A 26954-nucleotide genomic window follows, 5' to 3' on the forward strand; every position below is an offset into this window, starting at 1 on the left:
TGTAGAGAGTCAATACTCATGAGTCATGCAATACAAATTCATCAAACGGGTGGCATCGATGTATTACGTTGGGAAGCTGTCAACGTTGGCGAGCCTGCTCCGCAACAAGTGCGCATTCGTCACACGGCAATAGGGCTGAACTACATCGACGTTTACTTCCGAACAGGGCTTTATAAAGCAGCAAACTATCCTTTTATCCCTGGAATGGAAGCGGCGGGTATTGTTGAAGCGGTTGGCTCTGCCGTTACAGATTTAGCGGTTGGCGACCGTGTTGCTTATGGGGTTAGCCTTGGCGCGTATGCCGAAACCCGTCTGATTGATGCGGAACGAGTCGTTAAAATTCCGCAAGGTGTGAGTGATTCTGTTGCTGCGGCAATGATGCTTAAAGGCATGACTGCACAGTATTTATTACGTCAAACCTACCCTGTAAAAGCAGGCGATACAATTTTATTTCACGCAATTGCGGGCGGTGTGGGATTAATTGCTTGTCAGTGGGCGAAAAAGCTCGGTGCGACGGTTATCGGTACTGTTAGTAGTGCGGAAAAAGCGGAATTAGCCAAAGCGCATGGTTGCGACCATACGATTATTTACACGAAAGAAAATTTCGTTGAACGGGTAAAAGCATTAACCGATGGGAAAGGCGTAGCCGTCGTTTATGATTCGGTGGGCAATGATACCTTTATGCAATCCTTAGATTGTTTGCAACCGTTAGGCATGTTAGTCAGTTTTGGGCAATCATCTGGCGTTGTCCCCCCCTTAGATATTGGCATACTCAGCGCGAAAGGTTCATTATTCTTAACCCGTCCTACTTTAATGAGTTATACCGCTACCCGCCAACAATTTTTGACTTGTGCGACAGATTTATTCTCCGTCGTTGCGTCAGGGGCAGTCAAGATTGATGTCAATCAAACTTTTGCGTTAAAAGATGCGGCTAAAGCGCATGAGGCTTTAGAATCTCGGCAAACGACAGGGTCAACCGTGTTATTACCTTAAAATTTAGGCAAAAAAGACCTGCTAGGTTTTAAAAACCTAGCAGGTCTCTGTTTTGTTTTATAAAACTCGCCGAACTCAAGTTGCTAGCTTTTCAAATCCTAGCAGGTCTTTTTTTGTCTGAATCAGAATTCACAGAATTTTCAGAATTAGCAGAATTAAAAAGCGTGATTCGCATTAATTTCTTGGTTTGAGGGTTTTAAATCCTGCTAATCCTGAAAATCCTGATTCAGACAAGCTGTTGTCTTTTTAAAATAAACTCGTAGAACTCAGGTTAGCTTATTTTTACCCGTTTTAATCTCTTCTAATCCCCAAGCACATAATATCATTGCAATAATACACAACAATGCTGCAAGGGTAAAACTGATTTGCGCCCCCAAGAATGACCAACTATAACCACTCAACCATGTGCCCATCGCGCCACCTGCTCCATATCCTAAACCACTGTATAGTGCTTGTCCTCGACTACTGGTGTTGCCTATAAAGTAATGATGCATAAATTGCACAGCAACACCGTGATAGAGTCCAAAGCTAGCCGCATGTAAAAGTTGCGAAAAGACAATCACTATCATCAGTTCTGCATAATAACCAACGACTAACCAGCGTATTGCTGCTAATGCAAAACAGAGAATTAAGAGCGTTTTTAACTGAAAATGTCGCAGTAGATGATGCATACCCCAGAAAACTATTACCTCTGCAGCCACACTTAATGCCCATAAATAGCCAATAATTTCACGGCTATAGTGATTCTCTTCTAAATGTAATGTGAAAAAGGTGTAGTAAGGGGTATGGCTGGCTTGCATGAGAAAAAAAGCAATGATTAACACAATTACAGGACGGCGTTTTAAAAGTTGCCAAAAAATAACGCTGTCAGCTTTATGCGTTGTTGCGGTGGTGTTGGCGAGCGTGTGCTCAGGGGGAGCAGGAACGGTAAAGCTGGCGATAAAAATCAGTGCAAATGTGCTGGCGAGTAAATAAGGTACTAAATATACACCATATTTATCAAGTAAATATCCCGTTGTAGTAACAGTAATAATAAATCCGATAGACCCCCATAGACGAATACGGGTGTATTGGTGTTTTTTTTCGCCAAGATGGGCAAGTGTTGTCACTTCCATTTGTGGAATGCAGGCGTTCCAAAAAAAGCTAAAGCCTATCATCACGGTCACAAAGGCAAGAAAATGTTCTACATAGAAAACCCCTAAAAAACAGAATAATGCGCCAATAGAACCTAAGCGGATAAGACGGACATGTTCGCCTGTTCGATCCGCTATCCAGCTCCATAAAGTGGGCGCAATAATTTTTGTCGCCATTGGAATCGCAACAAGTTGTCCAATGGTTTGCGCATCAAAACCCAGTGAGTGTAAATATAACCCCCAGTAAGGTAATAGCACGCCAAGACTGGTAAAGTAAATGAGGTAAAAACTGGAAAGTCGCCAGTAGAGCATAACGCATTAACTATCTAAATAAGTTGGTGAATGAAGGCTAGGGCGTGTTAATTGTCCCTGTTGGGTTCAGGGTTTCTCGGTAGGTGGTTGCCCATTTGGAAAAGTCTTCGTGATTGATAGGGGGGGAGTAAAAGTAGCCTTGTGCACAGTCACAACCATGGTCGCGGAGAAAATCGCGTTGTTCCTCGTTTTCTACCCCTTCAGCAATCACATTTAAGCCTAAGGCATGTGCCATGTCGATAGTTGCAACCGTAATGGCGATATCTTCAGGTTCAGAAACAACGCCTTTTATGAAAGATTTATCAATCTTAAGACTATCAACAGGGAAGCGACGTAAATAACTGAGGGATGAGTAACCCGTTCCAAAGTCGTCAATGGTCACACGAATTCCCATATCTTTAAATTGTTTAAGGGTTCTTACAGCAGATTCGGTATCCTCAAGCAGTAAACTTTCAGTGAGTTCTAGTTCTAAATATTCAGCGGCTACTCCTGACATGGTTAAGGCTTCTTTCACTGATTCGAGTAGATGTTTATTGCGAAATTGGGTTGCTGAGAGATTAACAGCGACATGTTTAATGGATAAGCCTTCGTCTTGCCACTTTTTCAGTTGTTTTAACGCTGTTTGTAAAATCCATTCTCCAATTTTAATGATGATGCCTGTGTCTTCTAAGATAGGAATAAATTTTAATGGGGACATCAGTCCATATTTAGGGTGATAAAAGCGGACTAGGGCTTCTACCCCTAATAATGCTTTATTTTGTAAGTCAATTTGAGGTTGATATACCAGTACAAAATTGTTTTGTTCTATCCCGCGATTGAGTTCTGCTTCAATTTGTAAGCGCGACATGGCTTCAGCGTGCATATTACTATTGAACACGCTATAACAGGATTTTCCGCCCGCTTTTGCCCGATACATGGCAATGTCAGCATCGCGTAATAAGTCATTGCTAGATTGATGATAGGTGCTGTAAGCAATGCCAATGCTGGCAGAAGTTTGGACTTCGTAGCCGTCTAGTAAAAAGGCTTGAGCGACTTCATTGTTAATGGTACGTGCAAGACGAATGGCATCGGTTAAATTAGAAAGTTCGTCCAGCAGTATCATGAATTCGTCACCGCCCGAGCGTGCAAGTAGTCCATTAGATGGTAAGCAGTTTTGTAGGCGTAGTGCGATTTCCATAATCAGCCAGTCGCCCATGTCGGGGCCTAGACTTTCGTTGACAACTCTAAACCTATCTAAATCAATGTATAAAACGGCAATTCTATAATTTTTATTATTTTGTACATTGAGCATTGCCCGTTCTAATGATTCAAGAAAAAAGTGTCGGTTGGGGAGTCCTGTGAGTTGGTCGGATTGGCTTGCCTGTAGTAATTGTTGTTCAGCAAGTTTGTAAGCACTTAAATCATGGGCTTCTACTAATATCCAAATCACCTCGCTTTGTGAATTCACAATTGGAGTCACGGCTACTTCTAGGGTCGTTGCTTTATTCGTTCTTCCTTTAATATTGATTTCATATTTTGCGGTTTTAGCGCGGCGGGCAATGCGAATGGCGATATGAAAACGGCGGCGTAATTTATCGGTGAGTTTATTCCATGGAATATCCCATGCGGGTGTGCTAACAACTTCCTCATGAGATAAACCTAGAAAAGTTAGTGCATTATCATTAATTTCAATAATAGTCCCCACTGAATTGAGCAAACACAGTGGGGTTGAGGCTTGCATAAAAGCAGAAAGAAATTTATTTCCTGTTTCCTGAAATTGGTGCAAGGTTTCAAAATGATGCACCATTTGCTTGATGAGTGCCCAACTGATATGAGCTTTATTAATATATTCGGTTCGTAGCGAATCTAAACGTGGTGCTGCTTTAGGAAACCAAGATTTAATCAGAAAAATGATAGGGGCAGTTGTGTATTCATATAACCAATCTATAAAACTTTGTTGACTTTCATCATAAAAAGCGATTAGAAAAATACCATAGTTATTTTTTTTAATTAATCGTATCGCATTTTCATGATTGGGTGCCCATTCCATCGTTACAGGATCATCCTGTTGTTCATCGACTAATTGGCGAAGTTTTAAATAATCTTGACCATCTTTTTCTATAAGCAGAATTCGCACGGAAAGCCTTTTCTATACATGTGATTGATAGGTGAGTGAGTCATTCTATAGCAAACGTATTATAAAACGACATGGAGGACTGGCAGTCCTCACAGAACTGCTAGTCCTAGATTTAAATCACTTTATGGTACGGTTACTATATTTGCCCTATCGATGCAATGACTCATTTGTGTTAAGTGATAATAAATTATCAAGGTATAAAATTGTGATGTCCTCTCAACTACCCCGTATTGCATTAACAACTGGTGAACCTGCTGGTATCGGTATCGATATTAGCCTAGCACTAGCACAACTGTCTTTACCCGCGCATATCGTAGCATTTACCGACCCGCAATTAGCCAATGAACGTGCACAACAATTGGGGATGACACTTCGCTTTGATGTACAAGAAAGACATCAGTCTAGTCCACAACAGGCAGGGGTTTTAAAAATTAAACCGTTATCCCTAGCTGTTCCCTGTCAAACAGGCGTGCTAGACCCCCGTAATGCACACTATGTACTGACCATGCTCCAACAGGCTTGTCAAGGATGTATGGAAAATCAATTTGATGCGCTGGTGACAGCCCCTGTTCATAAAGGTGTTATTAATAAGGCTGGAATCCCTTTTAGCGGACATACTGAATTTTTTGCAGAACAAACGGGCACAGCTGAAGTAGTGATGATGTTGAGATCAACACATCTTGCCGTTGCACTTGTTACAACACATTTACCTTTAACTCAAGTAAGTGCTGCCATCACACAGGAAAAATTAACTAATGTTATCCAAATCTTACATAAAGACTTACAAACACGTTTTGGACGCAAAACCCCGCACATTCTTGTCTGTGGGCTAAATCCACATGCAGGCGAAGGTGGTTATTTAGGGCAAGAAGAAATTACAACGATTATTCCCGTTTTAGAAATGCTCCGAAAACAGGGAATGCAACTCACAGGACCAGTCCCCGCAGATACGGCTTTTACGGAACAGATGTTACAAAGTGTAGATGTCGTTTTAACCATGTATCATGATCAAGGATTACCTGTGTTAAAACAACAAAGTTTTGGAGATGCGGTTAATATTACGTTGGGATTACCCATTATTCGGACTTCTGTTGATCATGGCACAGCATTAACCTTAGCAGGCACAGGCAAAGCACAAGCAGATAGCTTATTAAGTGCAGTGAAAATGGCAATAAAGATGATTAACGCACAATATTAGAATAATTCTAAAATTAACTTAATAAACGTTACGTTAGTAAACCTGATTATTTTTGTTGGTTTTTTTAGCCGTTTTTTTTAATCTGAATGATAAAATTACTATATGCTTTCTGCGTATTTCAGCTTAAAATACGCATTCCATTCTCCTAGTGGGCAACCAAGAGGGTAATACCAAGTCATGTTGGAAGCTTATTTTCCTATACTTTTATTTATCATAATTGGCCTTGTAGTCGGCATCGCGCCTATTGGTATCGGTTTCCTAATGGGAGCGCATAAACCTGATCAAGAAAAGAATTCTCCCTACGAATGCGGTTTCGAAGCATTTGAAGATGCACGGATGAAATTCGATGTACGTTACTACCTCGTTGCCATTCTCTTTATTATTTTCGACTTAGAAATTGCGTTTCTCTTTCCATGGGCGATAGTCTCCGATCAACTGGGTTGGTTTGGTTTTACTGCCATGATGATATTCTTAGGTATCTTGGTTGTTGGCTTTATCTATGAGTGGAAGAAAGGGGCTTTGGAATGGGAATAATTGAAGGTGTTTTAGAAGAGGGTATCGTCACAACAACGGCTGATAAACTCATCAATTGGGGACGAACTGGCTCTTTATGGCCGATGACTTTCGGTCTTGCCTGTTGTGCCGTTGAAATGATGCAAGCAGGCGCGTCACGTTACGACCTAGACCGCTTTGGTATCGTCTTCCGCCCTAGCCCACGTCAATCAGACGTGATGATTGTTGCAGGGACACTCGTTAATAAAATGGCACCTGCTTTACGTAAAGTTTACGACCAAATGCCTGAACCTCGCTGGGTTATTTCCATGGGTTCCTGTGCGAATGGGGGTGGCTACTACCACTATTCCTATTCAGTTGTTCGTGGTTGTGACCGTATTGTGCCTGTTGATATTTATGTTCCTGGTTGCCCGCCGACTGCAGAAGCCCTTCTATACGGCATTCTCCAACTCCAAAATAAAATCCGTCGCACGAATACTATTGCACGTGCCAGTTAAACCGAAGGGTCTTATTCTCTATGTCTAACGCACAAGAAATACTACTGACACGTTTACAGCAACACTTTGGCGTAACGCTCCAACAATCCTGTATTAAGCTAGACGAAATCACTATTGAAGTAAGTAGCAGTCAACTTCTCAGCACTTGCCAATGTTTACGTGACGACTTTGGTTTTTCAATCCTGATTGACCTTTGCGGGATAGACTACCTGAATTATGGGATTGCCGATTGGGAACCTTCATCCCGTGTGACAGGGACAGGATTTAGTCGTGGTGTAAGCACAGCTATCTATCAAGAAAACACCGAAGCCACTCAACGTCGTTATGCGGTGGTTTACCACCTGCTTTCTATTCAACATAATCAACGCTTACGTTTACGAGTATTTACCGACGGCGAACCACCACGAATTCCTTCCGTTATTGACATTTGGAATGTAGCCAATTGGTACGAACGTGAAGCCTTTGATATGTATGGTATCCTCTTTGAAGGACATCCCGATTTACGACGCATTCTTACCGATTATGGCTTTATTGGGCATCCATTCCGCAAAGATTTCCCCTTAAATGGTTATGTCGAAATGCGTTATGATCCAGAGAAAAAACGGGTTATTTACCAGCCTGTTACGATTGAGAATCGCGTGCTTGTGCCGAAAGTCATTCGTCACGACAACCGTTATGTAGATTAATTCACTGAATTTTACACGTAATCTCGTGTTTTCTGTTTGCACCCGTCAAGGCAAAGCAACGAGCTATTGACTAAGGAAGTACAAAATGCCTGAAATTCGTAACTACACCATGAATTTTGGACCCCAGCACCCCGCCGCACATGGGGTGTTGCGTTTAGTCTTGGAGTTAGATGGCGAAGTAATTGAGCGTGCTGACCCACACATTGGCTTGTTGCACCGTGCCACTGAAAAATTGGCAGAAAACAAGCCGTTTAACCAATCTGTCCCCTACATGGATCGTTTAGATTACGTTTCCATGATGTGTAATGAACACGCTTATGTGATGGCAATTGAGCGGATGCTTGGGATTGAACCGCCTATTCGCGCCAAATACATCCGCGTCATGTTCGATGAAATTACCCGTATTCTAAACCACCTTATGTGGTTAGGTGCGCACGCATTAGACATCGGCGCGATGACCGTCTTCTTGTACGCTTTCCGTGAACGTGAAGACTTAATGGACTGTTACGAAGCAGTTTCTGGGGCGCGGATGCACGCTGCTTATTATCGTCCTGGTGGTGTTTACCGCGATTTACCCGACGTGATGGCACCTTATGAAGTTTCTAAATGGCATAATCCTAAAGAAGTTGATCGGTTAAATGCGCATCGTCGTGGCTCATTATTAGACTTTATCGAAGCCTTCACAGAACGTTTTCCCGCTTACGTTGATGAGTATGAAACCCTGTTAACAGAGAATCGTATTTGGAAACAACGGACTGTCGGCATTGGTGTGGTTACACCAGAACGCGCGTTACAATTAGGCTTTTCTGGGGTTTTATTGCGAGGTTCAGGGATTGAATGGGACTTACGTAAAAAACAACCTTACGAAGTTTATGACCGTCTCGATTTTGATATTCCTGTGGGTGTCAATGGCGATTGTTATGACCGTTACTTAGTCCGTATCGAAGAGATGCGCCAGTCTAATCACATCATTAAACAGTGTATTGATTGGTTACGTAAAAATCCCGGTCCTGTGATGGTGGATGACAATAAAGTAACCTCGCCACGCCGAGAAACGATGAAAGGGGATATGGAATCCTTAATTCATCATTTCAAACTGTTCACAGAAGGCTACAGCGTGCCAGCAGGAGAAGTTTACTCTGCGGTCGAACATCCTAAAGGCGAGTTTGGCATTTACTTAGTGTCGGATGGTTCAAATAAACCTTACCGTTTAAAAATTCGTGCACCTGGTTTCCCACATCTCGCCGCAATGGACGAATTGTCTAAAGGACACATGTTAGCCGACGTGGTGGCAATTATCGGTACGATAGATATTGTTTTTGGTGAAATTGACCGTTAAACATTGCACCTTTAATAAGACTTGGAAACAAATCCGATGGCAGAACAAACAGTTTCTACGACTCCTCTTACTTACATCAGCAAACCGCATAAAGGAATGGCAGACAAATTACTGTCAGCTGATATTAAAGCGCAAATTGACCGTTGGATTGCAAAATATCCCAGCGATTGGAAACGCTCCGCCGTAATGCCTGCACTCACTCTTGTGCAAGATGCAAATGGGGGTTGGCTTACTACAGAACTAATGGATGCGATTGCCGATTACTTAGGCATGGAACCCATTGCCGTTTATGAAGTGGCAACCTTCTATTCTATGTATGAACACAAACCTGTTGGGCGTTATAAAATTTGTGTTTGTACAAATGTTTCCTGTATGTTGTGCGGTTCTGATGAAATCGTTGAGCATTTGCAACATAAATTAGGTGTCGGTTTTGGTGAGGTGACAGCTGACGGCAAATTCAGTTTAAAAGAAGTCGAATGCCTCGCTGCTTGTGGTGGTGCGCCAATGATGCAAATTGGCAATAAATACTATGAAAACTTAACCCCTGCCAAAGTAGATGAAATTCTAGCGAGTCTGGAGTAACGATTATGGCAAATGAAGTCTGTTTCCAGCATATTCATTTAGAAAAGTCTTGGACACTCCCTGTTTATGAAAGTGTCGAAGGCTACAGCGTTTGGCGTAAGATTCTCCAAGAAAAAACACCGCCACAACAAATTATTGATCAAGTAAAAGCATCTGGTCTGCGTGGACGTGGTGGTGCAGGGTTCTCCACAGGATTAAAATGGAGCTTCATGCCAAAAAGTCCTGATATTCAAAAATATCTGGTTTGCAATTCTGACGAAGGTGAACCAGGCACTTTTAAAGACCGCGATATATTGCGTTATAACCCTCATGCGGTTATTGAAGGTATGGCAATTGCCGCTTATACCATCGGTGCAACGGTCGCCTACAACTACATGCGCGGTGAATTCCGCGAATCTATTGAGCGTTTTGAAGCCGCTTTACAAGAAGCCTATGATGCAGGGTTGTTAGGCAAAAATATTTTAGGTTCTGGTGTTGATGTTGACCTTTATACTCACCACGGCGCAGGGGCTTATATTTGCGGTGAAGAAACTGCCCTGTTAGAGTCCATTGAAGGAAAAAAAGGTCAACCTCGTTATAAACCCCCATTTCCTGCTAGTTATGGTTTATTCGGCAAACCAACCACCATTAACAACACAGAAACATTTGCCTCTGTCCCTACAATTTTAAGAAAAGGGGCGGATTGGTTCTTAGGCTTAGGTAAGCCAAATAATGGTGGTTCTAAAATTTTTGCCATTTCTGGGCATGTGAATAAACCAGGAAATTATGAAATTCCCATGGGCACACCCTTCTCTGAATTATTAGCAATGGCTGGCGGTATCCGTACAGGACACCAATTAAAAGCGGTTATCCCTGGGGGTTCATCTGTTCCCGTCTTAAAAGGCGATGTGATGATGCAACTCACTATGGACTATGATTCCATTGCGAAAGCAGGTTCTATGTTAGGTTCTGGTGCTGTCATTGTCATGGATGAAACCACTGACATGGTGCGTGTATTAGACCGTATTTCTTACTTCTACTATGAAGAATCTTGTGGACAATGTACGCCCTGTCGTGAAGGGACAGGCTGGTTACACCGTGTTGTCCATCGTATTCGTATAGGACAAGGTAAGCCCGAAGATTTAGAATTATTAAGCAATATTGCAAATAAAATCATGGGTAGAACAATTTGCGCCTTAGGTGACGCGGCTTCTATGCCAGTATTAAGTTTTGTCCGTGAATTTCCTGAAGAATTTCAATACTACATTGAACACGGTCATTCCATGCTGGATGCAAAGCGTGCTCAGGCCGCTTAATCCCTGATTTTAAGCATGATAACGTTAGTATAATAAGCGTATTACCCTACTATTTGGTGATTGAAGAATGGCAACCATTGAAATAGACGGCAAGACTTACGAAGCAGAACCCGGCACGATGTTGATTAAAGTCACAGATGCAAATGGGATCGATATTCCACGTTTTTGCTATCACAAAAAGCTGTCGGTAGCCGCTAACTGCCGTATGTGCCTCGTTGAAGTGGAAAAAGCCCCGAAGCCCATGCCTGCCTGTGCGACACCTGTCATGGACGGGATGAAGGTTTATACCCGTTCAACGAAAGCCCTGTTAGCACAAAAAGCGGTGATGGAGTTTCTACTCATCAACCACCCGCTCGACTGTCCTATCTGTGACCAAGGCGGTGAATGCGAGTTGCAAGATATTGCCATCGGTTATGGCGGTGATGCGTCTAACTACCAAGAAGGTAAGCGAGTTGTTGCCGATAAGAACCTAGGTCCTCTTGTTGCGACAGAAATGACCCGTTGCATTCACTGTACTCGTTGTGTGCGTTTTAGCGAAGAAATCGCGGGAACAACAGAATTAGGGGCAACAGGTCGTGGCGAACATACTAAGATTGGGACTTATGTTGCAAAAACAGTAAATTCTGAATTATCAGGCAATATTGTTGACCTCTGTCCCGTTGGCGCGCTAACAAATAAAGTGTTCCGTTTCTCTGCCCGCGCGTGGGAAATGCAGCAATATGATGGGATTGCGCCACATGATGGAATTGGCTCACATGTACATTTACATGTCCGTCGTGGCGAAGTGATGCGCTTAGTTCCCAAAGAAAATGAAGCGATTAATGAAGTCTGGTTATCTGACCGTGACCGTTACAGCTATACCGCTTTAAAAGCCGCTGACCGTTTAACTGTTCCAATGATTAAGAAGGACGGACAATGGCATGAAACTGATTGGGAAACGGCATTAAGTGTTGCTGTTGATGGCTTGAAAAAAGTCATTAAAACCCATCAAAGTAAAGCAATTGGTGCATTAGCAAGTGCCACCGCAACATTAGAAGAATTATATTTATTACAAAAACTAATGCGTGGGATTGGCAGTAATAATATTGACCATCGATTACGGCAAACAGATTTCAGCCAGCAAGAATTTGCGCCGTTATACCCTTCATTAGGTCAATCAATTAGCGATTTAGAAGCATCAAATGCCGTTTTAGTAATTGGTTCACATATTCGTAAAGAACAACCTTTATTAAACCACCGTTTACGTAAGGCAAGTTTACGGGGGGGCAAGGTGATGTTTGTAAACCCTGTTCGCTATGAATTCAATTATCCTGTTGCCGCAGAGTTAATTAGTTCCCCTGAACAACTGGTTATTCATTTAGCAGGGATTGCAAAAGCATTATTATTGAAACAGCCAGCAACTGTGCCTACAGGTATTGAATCTCTTGTAGCTTCAATAAATCCTGACACGACACAACAACAAATTGCGACCTACCTATCAGCGGGTGAGCGAAGTACTTTATTATTAGGTGCATTAGCAACCAGTCATCCTCAATATGCGATTATCAACGCATTAGCCAATGCGATTGCTCAATTAAGCAATAGTAAATTAGGTTATTTGGCTGAATCAGCTAATACGGTGGGCGCATACTTAGCAGGCGTTTTACCACATCGTGGTGCTGCGGGTGAATCTCTAAAAACAGCAGGGCTAGATGCACAGGCGTTATTAACCGACAACGGTGTAAAAGGTTATGTCTTATTAGGTGTTGAACCTGAACTAGACAGTATTTGGGGAACAGCAACACTTCAAACCCTAAAACAAGCTGATTTTGTTGTCTCTATCACCGCTTACTGTACGCCTGCAATAGAAAGCTATGCCCATGTTGTACTGCCAATGAGCTTGTTTGCAGAAACGTCAGGTACGTTTGTGAATACTGAAGGAAAATGGCAAAGCTTTACAGGTGCAGTGAAGCCTACAGGAGAAATTCGCCCCGCATGGAAAATACTGCGTGTGCTTGGCAATCTCTTTAATTTGGCAGGATTCGACTATGTTTCTTCAGAAGAAGTACGTGATGAATTAAAACAACAAGTTGGAGACAGAGCAAATGCGGTTACAACAAACAGTATTCGCTTACCAACTGCCTTGCCTACCAGCCAAATCAATGGCGAGTTACAACGCATTACTGAATTACCGCTATATGCAGTGGATGCTTTAGTCAGACGTGCTGATGCACTACAAAACACGACAGATGCAAAAACAACACAAGGTATTCATTTAAATACCCTGACCCTTAATAAGCAAGGATTAGGTAAAGCAGCACAAGTTAAAGTTAAACAAGGTGATGCAACGCTTCAATTAGCGATTGTGATTGATGAACGTGTTCCTGATGATTGCGCCCTGATTTATGCAGGACAGGAAACAACGGCTGTGTTAGGTTCATGGCATGGTCGTTTAAAACTCAGTGTTGCATAGGTCATGAAGTGGAGTAAGGATAAAAACCTTATCCTTACTGCCTTACTTAACGAATAACCCTACAGTTTTCAGTAAATACGGACTTCCCCATGCTTGAAACACTCTATTACATCATTAAGATTGTTGCCATTGTCTTGCCTTTGATGGGATGTGTGGCTTACTTAACGCTCGCAGAGCGTAAAGTCATCGGTTATATTCAAATTCGCATAGGCCCTAACCGTGTTAATTTGTTAGGTTTGAGAGGGGTTGGACAGCCTTTAGCGGACGCGATTAAGTTAATGTTTAAGGAAATTATTATTCCTTCTAATGCAAATCGCTTTCTCTTCTTATCTGCACCTGTTCTCTCTATCGCGCCTGCACTTGCTGCATGGGCGGTTATTCCATTTGCAGAAGGATTAGTTCTGACTGATATTAACGCAGGACTGTTATACATCCTTGCAATGACATCACTTGGGGTTTATGGAGTAATTATTGCGGGTTGGGCATCTAACTCTAAATACGCATTTTTAGGGGCAATGCGCTCTGCTGCACAAATTGTTGCGTATGAAATTGCAATGGGGTTTGCTTTAGTGGGCGTGTTGATGGCAGCACATAGCCTAAACCTTAGTCAAATTGTCTTAAAACAATCTGGTAGTATCCTTCACTGGTATTGGTTGCCCTTATTCCCGCTGTTTATTATTTATTTCATTTCTGCAGTTGCAGAGACAAACCGTGCTCCCTTTGACGTTGCTGAAGGGGAATCTGAAATTGTCGCAGGTTTCCATGTGGAATATTCAGGGATGTTATTCGCGGTATTCTTCCTTGCAGAATATGCCAATATGATTCTAGTGTCTGCCCTTGCCGCACTCATGTTCCTCGGTGGCTGGTTATCTCCTTTCCAAGGCATCTCCGCATTTGATGGTACTTTCTTAGCACAACATGGCTTTATTTGGTTTGCCTTAAAAGTATCTCTGTTCTTATTCCTATTTTTATGGTTCCGTGCAACATTCCCCCGTTATCGTTATGACCAAATTATGCGTTTAGGTTGGAAAGTCTTTATCCCTATTACAATTGTTTGGATTGTTGTTATTGGGGTTGCTGTGGTTGCTAAATTGCCACCTTGGTTTGCATAAAGGTTTACTAGATTATGAACAGAGCATTGAATTACTTAAAAAGCCTTTTCTTGTGGGAATTAGTAAAAGGGATGCAGTTAACAGGGCGTTACCTGTTTGATAGAAAGATTACCGTTCAGTATCCTGATGAAAAAACCCCTTTATCACATCGTTTCCGTGGCTTACATGCGTTACGGCGTTATCCTAATGGCGAAGAGCGTTGTATCGCTTGTAAACTATGTGAAGCTGTCTGTCCTGCAGTTGCTATCACGATTGATTCTGCTGTGCGTGAAGATGGCACACGACGTACAACACGCTATGATATTGACTTAACAAAGTGTATTTTCTGCGGTTTTTGTGAAGAATCCTGTCCAGTTGACTCCATTGTTGAAACACGTATTTTTGAATATCACGGTGAACAACGTGGTGATTTATTAATGACCAAGGAAAAATTACTGGCTGTTGGCGATAGAATGGAGAAGCAGTTAGCCGCTGATCGTGCTAAGGATTCACGTTATCGTTAATACTTTGCTTCTCCTTAGCTCAATAAGGAGAAATACTTATGCGGTTTATGAAAGTTCTACTTTTTCCTTTATTATTGGGAATTGCACCAGTAGCGTATTCAGAACCTACCCTGCCAGCAGGGCTACCAGAAAAAGAATATTATGAAAATGGGGCTTTACATTTTGAATATTCTTATCTGAGCGGTAAATTTCACGGTTTAGTACGTGAGTTTTATGAGACAGGGGAGAAAAAAGGGGAATTCAATTATAAAGATGGCAAGTTGATTTCTTCTAAAGAATTTCTTAAAGACGGCAAACTAGAACGTGAAATCAAGATAGTAGATGGTAATCGGCAAGAAACTCAAATTCAGTTTTATCAAACTGGTGAGAAATTGCGTGAGCGAACACTGCTTAATAATAAGTTGAATGGGCAGGAAACTGAGTATTACCAAAATGGGCAGTTAAAGGCTGTTCGTAATTATCGAAATGATAAACGTCATGGTAACGCTAAAGGTTATCATAATAACGGTAAGTTGCAGGGAGATTGGGAGTTTTTGGATGGTGAGCCTATCTCTGCCCTTATTTATTATCGTAGCGGTGAATTATGGATGAAGCACCATTTTGAAAATGGCAAGCTCAATGGGATTACGGAAGAGTACGATAAAAGCGGTAAGTTAGTTGCCGAGCGGTACTATGAGGATGATCGCCTTGTAAAACGCCAACGTGTGACAGGTTTCAGACTTTGGTAATGAGTCATTTGGTTCAAACAAAAACAGCATAGAGTACTATATGATATCTGAAAAACTTCTTTTTTATCTTTTCTCCCTCGTTTTGGTGTTTGCCGCTAGCCGTGTGATTAGTGTTCGTAACCCTGTTCATGCTGCTATGTTTTTGGTGCTGGCATTTTTCTCATCGGCCGCTATTTGGTTGCTATTGCATGCAGAATTTCTCGCAATTGCTTTAGTACTGGTTTATGTTGGTGCGGTCATGGTGTTGTTCCTTTTCGTTGTGATGATGTTAGACATTAATATCACAGTCTTAAGAGAAGGATTTACACGCTACTTGCCTATTGGTGCATTTGTGAGTGCGCTGATTCTTATCCAAATGGTTTTAGTCTTGTGGAATGCAAAAGGTCATGCGGTTGAACCCATTGGTATGATGATCGATGGTAAATCGAATACTGAAGCAATTGCTCAAGTGCTTTACACGACTTACGTTTATCCATTTGAAATTGCAGCAGTGATTTTGTTAGTTGCTATTATTGCCGCAATTACCTTGACTATGCGTTCTTCCCGTCGCACAAAGTATCTGACACCTGAAAAGCAGATTCATGTTCGCCGTGCAGACCGTATTCGCCTTGTTAAGATGCCAGCCGAAAAGAAGGACTAATTCCCATGCTTGTTCTTTCTGACTTCCTAATTTTAGGAGCGGTTTTATTTTGTCTGAGTGTAGCCGGTATTTTTCTTAATCGAAAGAATGTCATTATTTTATTAATGTGCATTGAGCTGATGTTACTCGCAGTCAATATGAACTTTATCGCTTTTTCCTATTTTAATGCAGATATCACAGGACAGATTTTTGTATTTTTCATCCTCACTGTTGCTGCTGCTGAATCTGCTATTGGATTAGCTATCCTAGTCGTCTTATTCCGTAATAAGAATACGATTAACGTTGAAGACTTAGACAGCATGAAGGGTTGATATGCAAACAATTTACCTGACTATTGTGCTGGCACCTTTGGTAGGTGCGATTACTGCGGGATTGTTTTCCGTTAGCCGTCGTACCGCACATACGGTGACCATTCTTGGCGTTGCAATCGCCTGTATTCTCTCCATATTTACCTTTAAGTACATCGCTATTGATGGAAATGAGCCTTTTAATCAAACCTTATACACTTGGTTAGTCTCAGGTGGTATTCGTTTTGAGGTTGGCTTTTTAGTTGATACCTTAACCGCTACCATGATGGTTGTAGTGACCTTTGTCTCTTTAATGGTACATATCTATACCATCGGTTATATGGCTGATGATGCTGGTTATCAACGATTCTTTAGTTACATTTCGTTGTTTACCTTTTCCATGTTGATGTTGGTTATGTCAAATAACTTCCTACAGCTCTTCTTTGGTTGGGAAGCTGTTGGTTTGGTATCTTATCTCCTCATTGGCTTCTGGTTTCAACGTGACACCGCAATCTATGCAAATTTAAAAGCTTTTTTAGTAAATCGTGTTGGTGATTTCGGCTTTTTATTAGGCATCGCGGCCGTATTGATGTACTTCAATAGCCTTAACTACGCTGAAGTCTTCGCACAAACAGAAACATTTAAAGACACAACAATACAAATTATTCCAAGTTGGGATTGGTCATTAATGACGGTCATTTGTATTTTGTTATTTATTGGGGCGATGGGTAAATCTGCACAAGTTCCGTTACATGTGTGGCTGCCAGACTCTATGGAAGGTCCTACCCCCATTTCTGCATTAATTCATGCGGCAACAATGGTGACAGCGGGTATTTTCATGGTTTCCAGAATGTCACCGCTGTTTGAGTTGAGTGAAACAGCATTAAGTTTTGTATTAGTGATTGGTTCTATTACTGCTCTCTTCATGGGATTCTTAGGGCTAGTACAAAATGATATTAAGCGTGTAGTTGCTTATTCTACGCTGTCTCAATTGGGATATATGACAGTTGCATTAGGGGCATCTGCGTATGCAGCAGGCATTTTCCACTTAATGACCCATGCTTTTTTTAAAGCTTTATTATTCTTAGCAGCGGGTTCTGTCATTATTGCCATGCACCATGAGCAAGATATTCGTAAGATGGGCGGTTTATATAAATACATGCCGATTACTTATATCACTTCATTAATTGGTTCGTTAGCATTGATTGGTTTTCCTGGGTTTGCTGGTTTCTTCTCTAAGGATGCCATTATTGAAGCCGCACATCATGCAAGTGAAATGGGACGTACTGGGGCAGGTTTTGCGTATTTCTCTGTCTTAATTGGTGTCTTTATCACCGCTTTGTATAGTTTCCGTATGTTTTTTCTCGTTTTCCATGGAAAAGAGCGTATTGATGAACATACACGTGAACATCTGCATGAAACCCCCGCTGTTGTTACCCTTCCGCTGATATTACTGGCAATACCTTCTATTATCATAGGTGCATTGTTTGTAGAACCAATGTTATATAGCAAGTTCTTTGAAGGCGCGATTTTTGTTGAGGAAACACATCGTGTTTTTGAAGCAGAAGAATATCATGGCGTTTTAGCCTTTATTAAGCATGGGATGATGATGCCACCTTTCTGGTTGGCAATGGGCGGATTATTTACAGCGGCTTATCTTTATCTGATTCATCCTCAACTCGTCACACGTATTACGCAACTATCTGTTGTGCAAAAGATTCAAAAAGTGCTACTCAATAAATATGGATTTGACCAATTTAATGAATGGTTCTTTGCGGGCGGTGCGCGACACGTTGGAACATGGTTATGGCGATTTGGTGACGTAAAAACAATTGATGGTTATATCGTCAATGGGTCAGCAAAAGTGGTTGCTTGGCTATCAGGTACAATCCGACATGTACAAACGGGGCTGTTATATCATTATGCGTTTGCCATGATTATCGGGCTTGCTGTCTTACTTAGTGTGTTTGTCCTTTACGGTACTGCTTAATTTAAGGAAAACAGGATGTTTGCTGACTTACCTTTACTCAGTTTATTAATTTGGCTGCCTATTCTTGGTGGTTTTTGGGTGTTAGCAGTGGGTCGTCAGGACAATAGTGGCACCACAGCAAAACCCGTGGCATTGGCAATTTCCATCGTCACTTTTGTGTTGTCATTACCACTTTTCTTTGGTTTTGATAGCACAACCCCTGCTATGCAGTTCAGTGAAAGATTGGCATGGATTCCTTCATTTAACATCTATTATCATTTAGGTGTTGATGGTATATCTATGCCTCTGATTATATTAACGACCTTTACAACCGTTCTTGTTGTATTAGCAGGTTGGGAAGTTATTCAATATAAATCAGCTCAATACATGGCATCTTTCCTGATAATGGAAGGTGTCATGATTGGTGTGTTTGCGTCATTAGATGCAATTCTCTTTTATGTTATGTTTGAAGCGATGTTAGTGCCCATGTTTATCATCATTGGGATATGGGGGGGAGTTAATCGTATTTATGCAACGATTAAGTTTTTCCTCTATACCTTCTTGGGCTCTGTCTTCATGCTGGTTGCGTTGTTATATCTCTACTCACAATCAGACAGTTTCTACATTTTAGATTACCACCAATTAAAAATTAGCTTTCAAGCACAAGTTTTAATTTTCTTTGCTTTCTTTATGGCATTTGCGGTGAAAGTACCGATGTGGCCTGTACACACATGGTTGCCTGATGCACACGTGGAAGCACCAACAGGTGGCTCTGTCATTCTAGCTGCTATCATGTTGAAATTAGGTGCATATGGTTTCTTACGGTTCACCTTACCTATTGTGCCCGATGCCAGTAAAGATTTAGATTGGTTCATGATATTTTTATCACTAGTTGCAGTTGTTTATATTGGCTTTGTTGCACTTGTGCAAAAAGACATGAAAAAACTCATTGCTTACTCTTCTATTTCTCATATGGGATTTGTAACATTGGGTTTCTTCATGGTATTTCGTATTTTAGCCAATACGCAAATTCCGCCAGAGGCTGCAACTGCTGGTGCTGCAATGGGCATTCAAGGCGCGATGGTGCAAATGATTTCCCATGGTTTCATTTCTGGCGCGATGTTCCTGTGTGTTGGTGTGTTATATGACCGTTTACATAGTCGGATGATTCATGATTATGGTGGGGTCGCTAACACAATGCCACTATTTGCGATGTTCTCTGTGTTCTTTGCAATGAGTAATGCGGGATTACCAGGTACTTCTGGTTTCGTGGGTGAGTTTTTAGTTATTCTGAGCGCGTTCAAAGCAAACTTCTGGATTGCCTTTTTAGCAGCAACAACCCTGATTTTAGGGGCTGCTTACACCTTATGGATGGTAAAACGGGTTATTTTTGGAAAGGTGCATAACTACAACTTAGACCACTTAGAGCAATTCTCTAATCGTCGCAGACGGCGTGCTGAATCTGAGCAACTTGCGCCTACAGGCGTTGCAACGTTGCATGATCTTAATGCAAGAGAAACAACTATCTTAGCAATTCTTGCTGTGACAGTTTTATTCTTTGGTATTTATCCCGCTCCTTTGTTAGACGTGATGCAAGTTTCAGTACAACACTTGTTAGAACATATCTCGCAATCCAAATTGATGTAAGCGGTTTAGGCATGTTCTTTCAATCAGAACATGCCTAACCGTTGTTTATTTCAAGGAAAATGAACATGAGTTTTGAGTTTGTAGCCGCAGAGCTAGGATATTTGATGCCAGAAATTTTATTATTGACACTGGCATGTGTGGTACTGTTGGTAGATGTTTACTTGCCTGAACAGTTGCGGAATCTTACCTATCAATTAACCCAAGGAACATTGATAGGGGCTGCATTAATGGTGATTGCGACTTATCCTGACAGTCGAATGGTCGTAATGAGTGGCTTGTATGTAAATGACGCGATGGCTGCTATTCTCAAGTTATTCATTTTAACCATAGTATTTTTCGCGTTTATTTACTCACGCGATTATTTACGTGATAGGGGCTTGCTAAGAGGTGAGTTTTTCGTTTTAGGTTTATTTGCAACATTAGGCATGCTCGTTATGGTCTCTGCCCATAGCCTATTATTAGTTTATTTAGGATTAGAATTATTATCTTTATCCTTATATGGCATGGTTGCAATGCAACGGGATTCCCATCAAGCAACTGAAGCTGCAATGAAATATTTTGTTTTAGGGGCAATTGCTTCAGGCATGCTGCTATATGGCATGTCTATGCTTTATGGCGTAACGAGTTCATTAGACTTAAATGTAATTGCACAAGCCATTAATGCAAATACGGCTAATAAAACCATGCTGGTGTATGGTTTAGTCTTCATTGTTATTGGTTTAGCATTCAAATTAGGGGCTGTTCCCTTCCATATGTGGGTACCTGATGTTTATCAAGGCGCGCCCACGGCCGTAACACTATTTATTAGCTCCGCACCTAAAATTGCAGCGTTTGCGATTTTAATCCGTCTGTTAGTTGAAGGCTTAGGCAGTTTACAAAGCCACTGGCAGGGCATGTTAGTATTGCTATCATTCCTGTCTATGGGGTTAGGGAATATTGTGGCAATTGCTCAAAGCAATATTAAGCGGATGTTAGCCTACTCTACGATTTCCCATGTTGGTTTTTTAATGTTAGGTGTGATTGCTGGCTCTGCTAAAGGCTATGGTGCTGCCATGTTTTACACCATCGTTTATACCTTAATGTCATTGGGTAGCTTCGGCATTCTCTTATTATTAAGCCGTGTTGGTTTTGATGCGGAGCGGTTAGAAGATTTAAAAGGTCTTAATGAACGCAATGGCTGGTTCGCTTTCATTATGTTAATCCTAATGTTATCTATGGCAGGCATTCCACCTTTATTAGGATTCTGGGCAAAGTGGGTTGTATTAGCAGAAGTGATTCAAGCGGGTTACATCTGGCTAGCAATTTTTGCGGTTATCTTCTCAGTGATTGGTGCTTTCTACTACTTACGTATTATAAAACTGATGTATTTTGATAAACCTGAAGATACAACATCAATTACACCACAAACTGATATGCAAGTCGCACTCAGCACTAATGGCTTATTTATCCTATTATTAGGGCTAGTTCCTCAAGTTCTTTTAAACTTCTGCTTTAGTGCAATGGGTGTTTAACTGTAACTATTTATAAAATCTTAAAAAATTAAAGCTGATTTACTTTGAATAGTAAATCAGCTTTTTTTATGCCTATGAAAAACAAAAAAAGACGATAGGCACTTGTAAACAAGAATAAATTTGTTATACTCTGTTTTTCTAAGGTTTTTACAAAAAAACACTTGGAAAAATCATCATAACCAATATGTTAAGTAATTAGGAGCGTTATAACAATGTTAAAAAAAATGTTGGTAGGCGTATTGGGTTTGTTTATATTATCTGCATCACCTATTTCCGCAACGGAAACACAATCAACTGAGGCAGTTGCAACGGCTGCGACTATCTCAAAAGTTGATATTAATACTGCAACCGAAGCTGTGTTAGACGAAGAACTCATCGGCATCGGCCCTAAAAAAGCGGCGGCTATTATTAAATATCGTGCTGAAAATGGCTTGTTTAAATCCATTGAAGAATTAAAACATGTACCTGGAATCGGTGAAAAGTTGTTTTTGAATAACCGTGATAAGTTGATTGCCTCACAACCTGTGAAAGCCAGTAAAGAAGCAGGACTAGAAGCAGAAAAAGTTGTTGAAACCACACCGCCAGCAACGCCTGCATCAGACACAACTCATCAAAATTAAGCACACAAAAAAGCCTTCGATAAGAAGGCTTTTTAATTTCTAGGGTTTTGGTTGCCACAAACCATGTCGATAATATTCTAAAGGTTGGTAATTCACTTTATAACTCATTTTTTGGCAATTTTTAATCCAATATCCCAAATATAAAGCCTCTTTTCTCAATCGTTTACATTCTTCAATTTCCCATAAAACCGCATAAACACCCAAACTCCGTTTTGGATAGTCAGGGTTAAAAAATGTATAAACCGCAGAAAGCCCTTGTTCAAAATGATCAACAACTGCAACAATAATTAATTCATCTTGTAAGTAAAATTCATAAAAAATCGTTTCTGCCCAACTGCTAGTTAGGAATTGCATATAACTATGACGAGTTGGATTGTCCATGCCACCACCAGCATGTCGAGCGGCTAAATAGCGACTATATAATTGAAAATGTTCTTCACGAAAACCACCCGCTACTGCTTTAACTACTAAATCTTGATTTTTACGCCAAATTCGTTGTTGTGTGCGGTTTGGCTCAAAAAAACAAACAGGAATTCGTACAGGAACACAGGCATCACAACTGTGACAATGCGGACGGTATAAATGTTCACCACTACGACGAAAGCCATGTTGTGATAAGGTACTGTATAAGGCTTTGTCTTTCGGGAAATGAGGGTCAATAAAAATAGTGGTTGCTTGTCTGCCAGAAAGATAACTACACTCGTGAGGTGGGGTGGCATATAAATTAAATTGAGTGCGAAAATTCATCATACCACCTATGTTTCCAAAATAAATGCTGTTTGAATTAAATCCTCATCAAATTTCCAACTACCTGTATAAGATGGCATTTCAGATAAATGCTCTAATAGCAGACGAAATTGTTTTCTAGGAATTTCTTGTGCACCTAAGCTATTTAAATGATTGGTATAAACTTGACAATCGATTAATTTGAAGCCCCATCGTTGCAATTGCAAAACTAAGTGTGTGAATGCAACTTTAGAGGCATCAGTCATTCGACAAAACATCGATTCTCCAAAAAATATTTTTCCCATTGCAACCCCATACAACCCCCCTACCAGTTGTCCATCATGCCACGCTTCCACTGAATGTGCGAATTCATATTCATGCAAGCGACAATAAGCATCTATCATATCGGCAGTTATCCATGTGCCTTTTTGATGCACTCGTGGCTCTGCACAGGCTTGCATGACTTGGCGAAAATTTTGGTCTAAAGTAATGGTAAAAATTTGCTTACGAATCGTTTTCTTTAAACTTCGGGAGATTTTTAGCGCGTCAGGATAAAGTACCATTCGTTGACTGGGAGACCACCATAAAATAGGTTGGTCTTCACTATACCAAGGAAAAATACCACGACGATAAGCAATGATAAGACGACTTAGACTTAAATCACCACCAATTGCTAATAAGCCATCAGGATGAGCTAACGCACTGTCAATGTTAGGGAAGTCGAAAGGGCTTGCATGTTGAGGAATCCAATAAGGGCGGCGCATAATGTTCTAAACAGTAAATGCAGGAAAAGTTCAATAGCTATCTTGCTATTTTAGTCAATTTAATCAAAGAGCTTATTTATAAGTAGTATATTTCTTCTTTACTATTCTTCCAATGTATCAATAATTAGATATTTTTTGTGCCAAATATTGACTTTACTTTACATCATAGTACGTTAATTCATTGTCTGAATTGACCTTATAAAATATAACCTGCATTTGTCAATAGGTAAGCTTAAAGCATGGCTAGACTCACACTCGATTTACCCGAACAATTTGCGTTTACCACAGAAATACCCATTTTAATTGGGCATATCAATTATGGAGGGCATGTGGGAAATGATGCGATTTTATCGTTTATCCATGAAAGCCGTTTGCGCTATTTAAAACACTTGGGCTATGCCTCTGAATTGGATATTAATGGCTTAGGTCTTATCATGACAGATACCGCAATTATTTATAAAGCAGAAGCATTTCATGGTGATATATTAATTGCTGAAGTGGTTTGTTGCGATTTTAATAAATATGGTTGTGATTTTCTTTTTAAACTCAGTAGTCAACAAACACAAAAAGAAATTGCCCGTGCAAAAACGGGCGTTGTTTTCTTTGACTATATCAGCCGTAAAGTGGTGAACTTACCTGATAGTTTTCTCAAAAAAGTCAGCTAACGAATTAATATTACTTATACTCTTTGCGCAATTAATTGTGCTTTATCACGAAATCCTTGTTGTAGATTACCAATACGGGCTTCTTCACGATAAAAAACCAGTTTTAATGCTTGAAAGAGTTGCAGTAATTCATTATCTGCTAAACGATATTCATCACATTTTGGCCCTGTTTCACTGACACAAGTACGGGTAAAAGTTTGATAAAACAATAACCCCTGTGGTTTTAATGCATCCATTAATGCTTTTGCAATTGAGCGTGTCAGAAAGTGAGCAACAACAATGACATCAAAACTCTCTGCGGGTGGCGGGTTGAGAACAACATCACGCACGCTTGTATGAATAGGGCATTGTTGCTCTTGCGCACGTTCTGCCAGTTTTTGCAGAGCGACTTCAGAATGATCCCATGCATGGGTGATTAAGCCATGTTGGGCTAAAAATAAAGCATTCGCTCCCAAACCCGACGCAAGCTCTAACGCTATGCCTGTACTGGGTAGCAAATGTGCATTATGTTGTAATAAGTCACAGGGCTGTAAAATTTGAGGTGATGCCGCCAAATAACGGCTATTCCATTCGCTTGCACTGGTCATAAATCAATCCATCGAGAAAAGTAGAGATAGATAGATACCTTACTGAAAAAAATGGGTAAGGTACAAGTCTTAGGCGACAAAATTCGTTAAGATGACTAAATTTTGCTTCCAAAAGCGATTAATATTGACCTGTGAAGCCTATTTAATAAGCCTGTTTAACATGAAGGATTAATTGGTATGTGCGGTATTATTGGCGCAGTTGCAGAACGTGATGTTGTTCCTATTTTATTAGAAGGGTTAAAACGCCTTGAATATCGCGGTTATGATTCCGCAGGCGTTGCAATCATTGACTATCAAACACAAGGGCTTGCCTGTCGCCGTGTAGTCGGTAAGGTAAATGCCTTAGAAAGCGTATTGCAACAAAAATCATTATATTCACCCACAGGTATTGCGCATACACGTTGGGCAACCCATGGTAAACCCACTGAAAAAAATGCACATCCGCATATTTCTCAAGATACTATTGCTGTTGTACACAATGGCATTATTGAAAATCATCAAACGTTGCGTTCTTTTTTACAAGAACAAGGATATGTCTTTCATTCTGAAACAGATACAGAAGTCGTTGTCCATCTCATCCATTATTACACCACACAAGGGCATGACGTACTCCAAGCCTTTCGTTTAACGCTAAAACGCCTAGAAGGCAATTATGCTCTAGCCATGATTAGCCCACTTGCTTCAGGTCATGTTTATGCGACGCGCCAAGGTTGCCCGCTGGTTGTTGGGGTAGGAATTGGTGAATACTTTATTGCTTCCGATGTTGCCGCTTTAATCCCAGTGACACAACGGATTATTTACTTAGAAGATGGTGACGTTGTCGATTTACAACGCGACCAGTTAAGTATTACCAATTTGGCGGGTAAAGTTTGCGAGCGTCCTATTCACATCAGTCAATTACGTGCGGATGCAGTCGAACGGGGCGAATTTCGTCACTACATGCTGAAAGAGATTTTTGAACAACCGCACGCATTAGCAGAAACCTTAGAAGGTCGTATTCACAATGACCAAATATTAGAAGCGGCATTTGGTGCAAATGCTCATCATTTATTAGATGAAATTTATGCAGTACAAATTATTGCTTGTGGGACTAGTTACCATGCAGGATTAGTTGCACGCTATTGGATTGAATCCCTTGCAAAATTGCCCTGTAGTGTTGAAGTCGCCAGTGAATTTCGCTACCGTCAACCCTTACCCAATCCCAATGCACTGGTTGTCTGTATTTCTCAATCAGGAGAAACTGCGGATACACTCGCCGCTTTACACGAAGCAAAACGCTTAGGTTTTGGCCCTAGTTTAGCCATTTGCAATGTGCCTGAAAGTGCATTAGCCCGTGCAGCAGATATGGTCTTGATGACTCGTGCAGGTCCTGAAATTGGCGTTGCCTCTACAAAAGCCTTTACCACGCAATTACTTTGTTTACTGATGCTGACTGTGGTCTTAGGGAGACGAAATGGCACAATTTCAGAATTAGAAAAAGTGATTGTGCGGGCGATGCGCTCACTGCCTGATCAATTACAAAAGTTATTAGAGTTGAATCAGGAGATTAAACAAATTGCAGAAGAGTTTGCAGATAAGCATCACACGCTTTTTTTAGGGCGGGGAGTACATTATCCCATTGCAATGGAGGGGGCGTTAAAGCTGAAAGAAATTTCTTATATTCACGCTGAAGCCTATCCTGCTGGTGAGTTAAAACATGGTCCACTAGCACTGGTCGACGCGGATATGCCCGTAGTTGCCGTTGCACCGAATGATACACTTCAAGAGAAATTGAAATCTAACTTAGAAGAAGTTCATGCACGTGGTGGGCAACTCTTTATTTTTGCTAATCATCGCGCCATTATGCAAGGCTCTGACTTTGTAAAAATCATTGAATTGGGAGAAATTAACGAATATATTTCCCCGATTGCCTACACCATTCCATTACAACTATTAGCCTATCATGTCGCGCTGATTCGTGGCACGGACGTAGATAAACCGCGAAACTTAGCGAAATCGGTGACGGTGGAATAAAAACGGTAAGTGCCTGTTTAAAATAAGGCTTTCAAAATTAAATATGAAATGCTTTACTTTAATTTG

General features: G+C 41.0%; 25 protein-coding genes. 20 read left to right on the forward strand and 5 right to left on the reverse strand.

What is annotated here, in order from left to right:
- The first annotated feature begins 18 nt into the window (after window positions 1-18).
- On the forward strand, window positions 19-993 hold the full coding sequence (locus BEGALDRAFT_RS09240) for a quinone oxidoreductase family protein (RefSeq protein WP_002685958.1): 975 nt from the start codon (window positions 19-21) through the stop codon (window positions 991-993).
- A gap of 266 nt (window positions 994-1259) precedes the next feature.
- On the opposite strand, the gene BEGALDRAFT_RS09245 is transcribed toward BEGALDRAFT_RS09240, so the two are convergent.
- A complete protein-coding gene (locus BEGALDRAFT_RS09245) occupies window positions 1260-2438 on the reverse strand; it encodes an MFS transporter (RefSeq protein ID WP_002685960.1) in 1179 nt (392 codons plus the stop codon).
- 37 nt (window positions 2439-2475) lie between these two features.
- Complete coding sequence (locus BEGALDRAFT_RS18195; RefSeq protein WP_002685962.1) at window positions 2476-4554, reverse strand: putative bifunctional diguanylate cyclase/phosphodiesterase; 2079 nt, start codon at window positions 4552-4554, stop codon at window positions 2476-2478.
- 208 nt (window positions 4555-4762) lie between these two features.
- Here BEGALDRAFT_RS18195 and pdxA point away from each other — a divergent pair, with 208 nt between their 5' ends.
- The 17 genes from pdxA to BEGALDRAFT_RS18775 all read left to right on the forward strand — a co-directional run bounded on the left by pdxA (window position 4763) and on the right by BEGALDRAFT_RS18775 (window position 22133).
- A complete protein-coding gene (gene pdxA / locus BEGALDRAFT_RS09255; RefSeq protein ID WP_002685964.1) occupies window positions 4763-5752 on the forward strand; it encodes a 4-hydroxythreonine-4-phosphate dehydrogenase PdxA in 990 nt (329 codons plus the stop codon).
- 177 nt (window positions 5753-5929) lie between these two features.
- The gene (locus tag BEGALDRAFT_RS09260; RefSeq protein ID WP_002685967.1) at window positions 5930-6286 is read left to right on the forward strand and encodes an NADH-quinone oxidoreductase subunit A; all 357 of its coding nucleotides are present in this window, start codon (window positions 5930-5932) and stop codon (window positions 6284-6286) included.
- Window positions 6277-6762, forward strand: coding sequence for a NuoB/complex I 20 kDa subunit family protein (locus BEGALDRAFT_RS09265; protein ID WP_002685968.1), 486 nt, complete (start codon window positions 6277-6279; stop codon window positions 6760-6762). The genes BEGALDRAFT_RS09260 and BEGALDRAFT_RS09265 overlap by 10 nt, the downstream gene beginning before the upstream one ends.
- Before the next feature lie 20 nt (window positions 6763-6782).
- Window positions 6783-7448: an NADH-quinone oxidoreductase subunit C gene (locus BEGALDRAFT_RS09270; RefSeq protein ID WP_002685976.1), complete on the forward strand. Its 666-nt coding sequence runs from the start codon at window positions 6783-6785 to the stop codon at window positions 7446-7448.
- Window positions 7449-7533: 85 nt separating this feature from the next.
- The gene (locus BEGALDRAFT_RS09275; RefSeq protein ID WP_002685978.1) at window positions 7534-8787 is read left to right on the forward strand and encodes an NADH-quinone oxidoreductase subunit D; all 1254 of its coding nucleotides are present in this window, start codon (window positions 7534-7536) and stop codon (window positions 8785-8787) included.
- A 36-nt stretch (window positions 8788-8823) separates the two neighbouring features.
- Window positions 8824-9369: an NADH-quinone oxidoreductase subunit NuoE gene (gene nuoE / locus BEGALDRAFT_RS09280; protein ID WP_002685980.1), complete on the forward strand. Its 546-nt coding sequence runs from the start codon at window positions 8824-8826 to the stop codon at window positions 9367-9369.
- A gap of 5 nt (window positions 9370-9374) precedes the next feature.
- Window positions 9375-10664 (forward strand): NADH-quinone oxidoreductase subunit NuoF, encoded by a 1290-nt coding sequence (gene nuoF / locus BEGALDRAFT_RS09285; RefSeq protein WP_002685981.1) that lies wholly within the window; start codon window positions 9375-9377, stop codon window positions 10662-10664.
- A 67-nt stretch (window positions 10665-10731) separates the two neighbouring features.
- Window positions 10732-13116: an NADH-quinone oxidoreductase subunit NuoG gene (nuoG, locus tag BEGALDRAFT_RS09290; protein WP_002685983.1), complete on the forward strand. Its 2385-nt coding sequence runs from the start codon at window positions 10732-10734 to the stop codon at window positions 13114-13116.
- A gap of 89 nt (window positions 13117-13205) precedes the next feature.
- On the forward strand, window positions 13206-14228 hold the full coding sequence (gene nuoH, locus BEGALDRAFT_RS09295) for an NADH-quinone oxidoreductase subunit NuoH (RefSeq protein ID WP_002685985.1): 1023 nt from the start codon (window positions 13206-13208) through the stop codon (window positions 14226-14228).
- 14 nt (window positions 14229-14242) lie between these two features.
- A complete protein-coding gene (gene nuoI / locus BEGALDRAFT_RS09300; protein WP_002685986.1) occupies window positions 14243-14731 on the forward strand; it encodes an NADH-quinone oxidoreductase subunit NuoI in 489 nt (162 codons plus the stop codon).
- A 38-nt stretch (window positions 14732-14769) separates the two neighbouring features.
- Complete coding sequence (locus BEGALDRAFT_RS09305) at window positions 14770-15459, forward strand: toxin-antitoxin system YwqK family antitoxin (protein WP_002685988.1); 690 nt, start codon at window positions 14770-14772, stop codon at window positions 15457-15459.
- 40 nt (window positions 15460-15499) lie between these two features.
- A complete protein-coding gene (locus BEGALDRAFT_RS09310) occupies window positions 15500-16099 on the forward strand; it encodes an NADH-quinone oxidoreductase subunit J (protein ID WP_002685990.1) in 600 nt (199 codons plus the stop codon).
- A 5-nt stretch (window positions 16100-16104) separates the two neighbouring features.
- Complete coding sequence (nuoK, locus tag BEGALDRAFT_RS09315; protein ID WP_002685991.1) at window positions 16105-16410, forward strand: NADH-quinone oxidoreductase subunit NuoK; 306 nt, start codon at window positions 16105-16107, stop codon at window positions 16408-16410.
- A gap of 1 nt (window position 16411) precedes the next feature.
- Window positions 16412-18376 (forward strand): NADH-quinone oxidoreductase subunit L, encoded by a 1965-nt coding sequence (gene nuoL / locus BEGALDRAFT_RS09320; RefSeq protein ID WP_002685992.1) that lies wholly within the window; start codon window positions 16412-16414, stop codon window positions 18374-18376.
- Window positions 18377-18391: 15 nt separating this feature from the next.
- On the forward strand, window positions 18392-20002 hold the full coding sequence (locus BEGALDRAFT_RS09325) for a complex I subunit 4 family protein (protein ID WP_002685993.1): 1611 nt from the start codon (window positions 18392-18394) through the stop codon (window positions 20000-20002).
- A 65-nt stretch (window positions 20003-20067) separates the two neighbouring features.
- The gene (gene nuoN, locus BEGALDRAFT_RS09330; RefSeq protein ID WP_002685994.1) at window positions 20068-21513 is read left to right on the forward strand and encodes an NADH-quinone oxidoreductase subunit NuoN; all 1446 of its coding nucleotides are present in this window, start codon (window positions 20068-20070) and stop codon (window positions 21511-21513) included.
- A 212-nt stretch (window positions 21514-21725) separates the two neighbouring features.
- Window positions 21726-22133 (forward strand): ComEA family DNA-binding protein, encoded by a 408-nt coding sequence (locus BEGALDRAFT_RS18775; RefSeq protein ID WP_002685999.1) that lies wholly within the window; start codon window positions 21726-21728, stop codon window positions 22131-22133.
- A 39-nt stretch (window positions 22134-22172) separates the two neighbouring features.
- Here BEGALDRAFT_RS18775 and BEGALDRAFT_RS09340 read toward each other — a convergent pair whose 3' ends face one another.
- Complete coding sequence (locus BEGALDRAFT_RS09340) at window positions 22173-22883, reverse strand: arginyltransferase (protein ID WP_232281978.1); 711 nt, start codon at window positions 22881-22883, stop codon at window positions 22173-22175.
- A 5-nt stretch (window positions 22884-22888) separates the two neighbouring features.
- Entirely contained in the window at window positions 22889-23623 is a 735-nt protein-coding gene (aat, locus tag BEGALDRAFT_RS09345) for a leucyl/phenylalanyl-tRNA--protein transferase (protein WP_002686001.1), read from the reverse strand.
- A 239-nt stretch (window positions 23624-23862) separates the two neighbouring features.
- On the opposite strand from aat, the gene BEGALDRAFT_RS09350 reads away from it, so the two are divergent.
- Complete coding sequence (locus BEGALDRAFT_RS09350) at window positions 23863-24288, forward strand: acyl-CoA thioesterase (RefSeq protein ID WP_002686002.1); 426 nt, start codon at window positions 23863-23865, stop codon at window positions 24286-24288.
- A gap of 14 nt (window positions 24289-24302) precedes the next feature.
- Here the strand turns inward: BEGALDRAFT_RS09350 and BEGALDRAFT_RS09355 are convergent, their stop codons facing one another.
- Window positions 24303-24875, reverse strand: a complete 573-nt coding sequence (locus BEGALDRAFT_RS09355) for a class I SAM-dependent methyltransferase (protein ID WP_002686003.1) — start codon at window positions 24873-24875, stop codon at window positions 24303-24305.
- Window positions 24876-25052: 177 nt separating this feature from the next.
- Between BEGALDRAFT_RS09355 and glmS the strand changes: the two genes are divergently transcribed.
- Window positions 25053-26888, forward strand: coding sequence for a glutamine--fructose-6-phosphate transaminase (isomerizing) (glmS, locus tag BEGALDRAFT_RS09360; RefSeq protein ID WP_002686004.1), 1836 nt, complete (start codon window positions 25053-25055; stop codon window positions 26886-26888).
- Window positions 26889-26954: the final 66 nt, after the last annotated feature.

Source organism: Beggiatoa alba B18LD (assembly GCF_000245015.1).
GTDB classification, from domain to species: domain Bacteria; phylum Pseudomonadota; class Gammaproteobacteria; order Beggiatoales; family Beggiatoaceae; genus Beggiatoa; species Beggiatoa alba.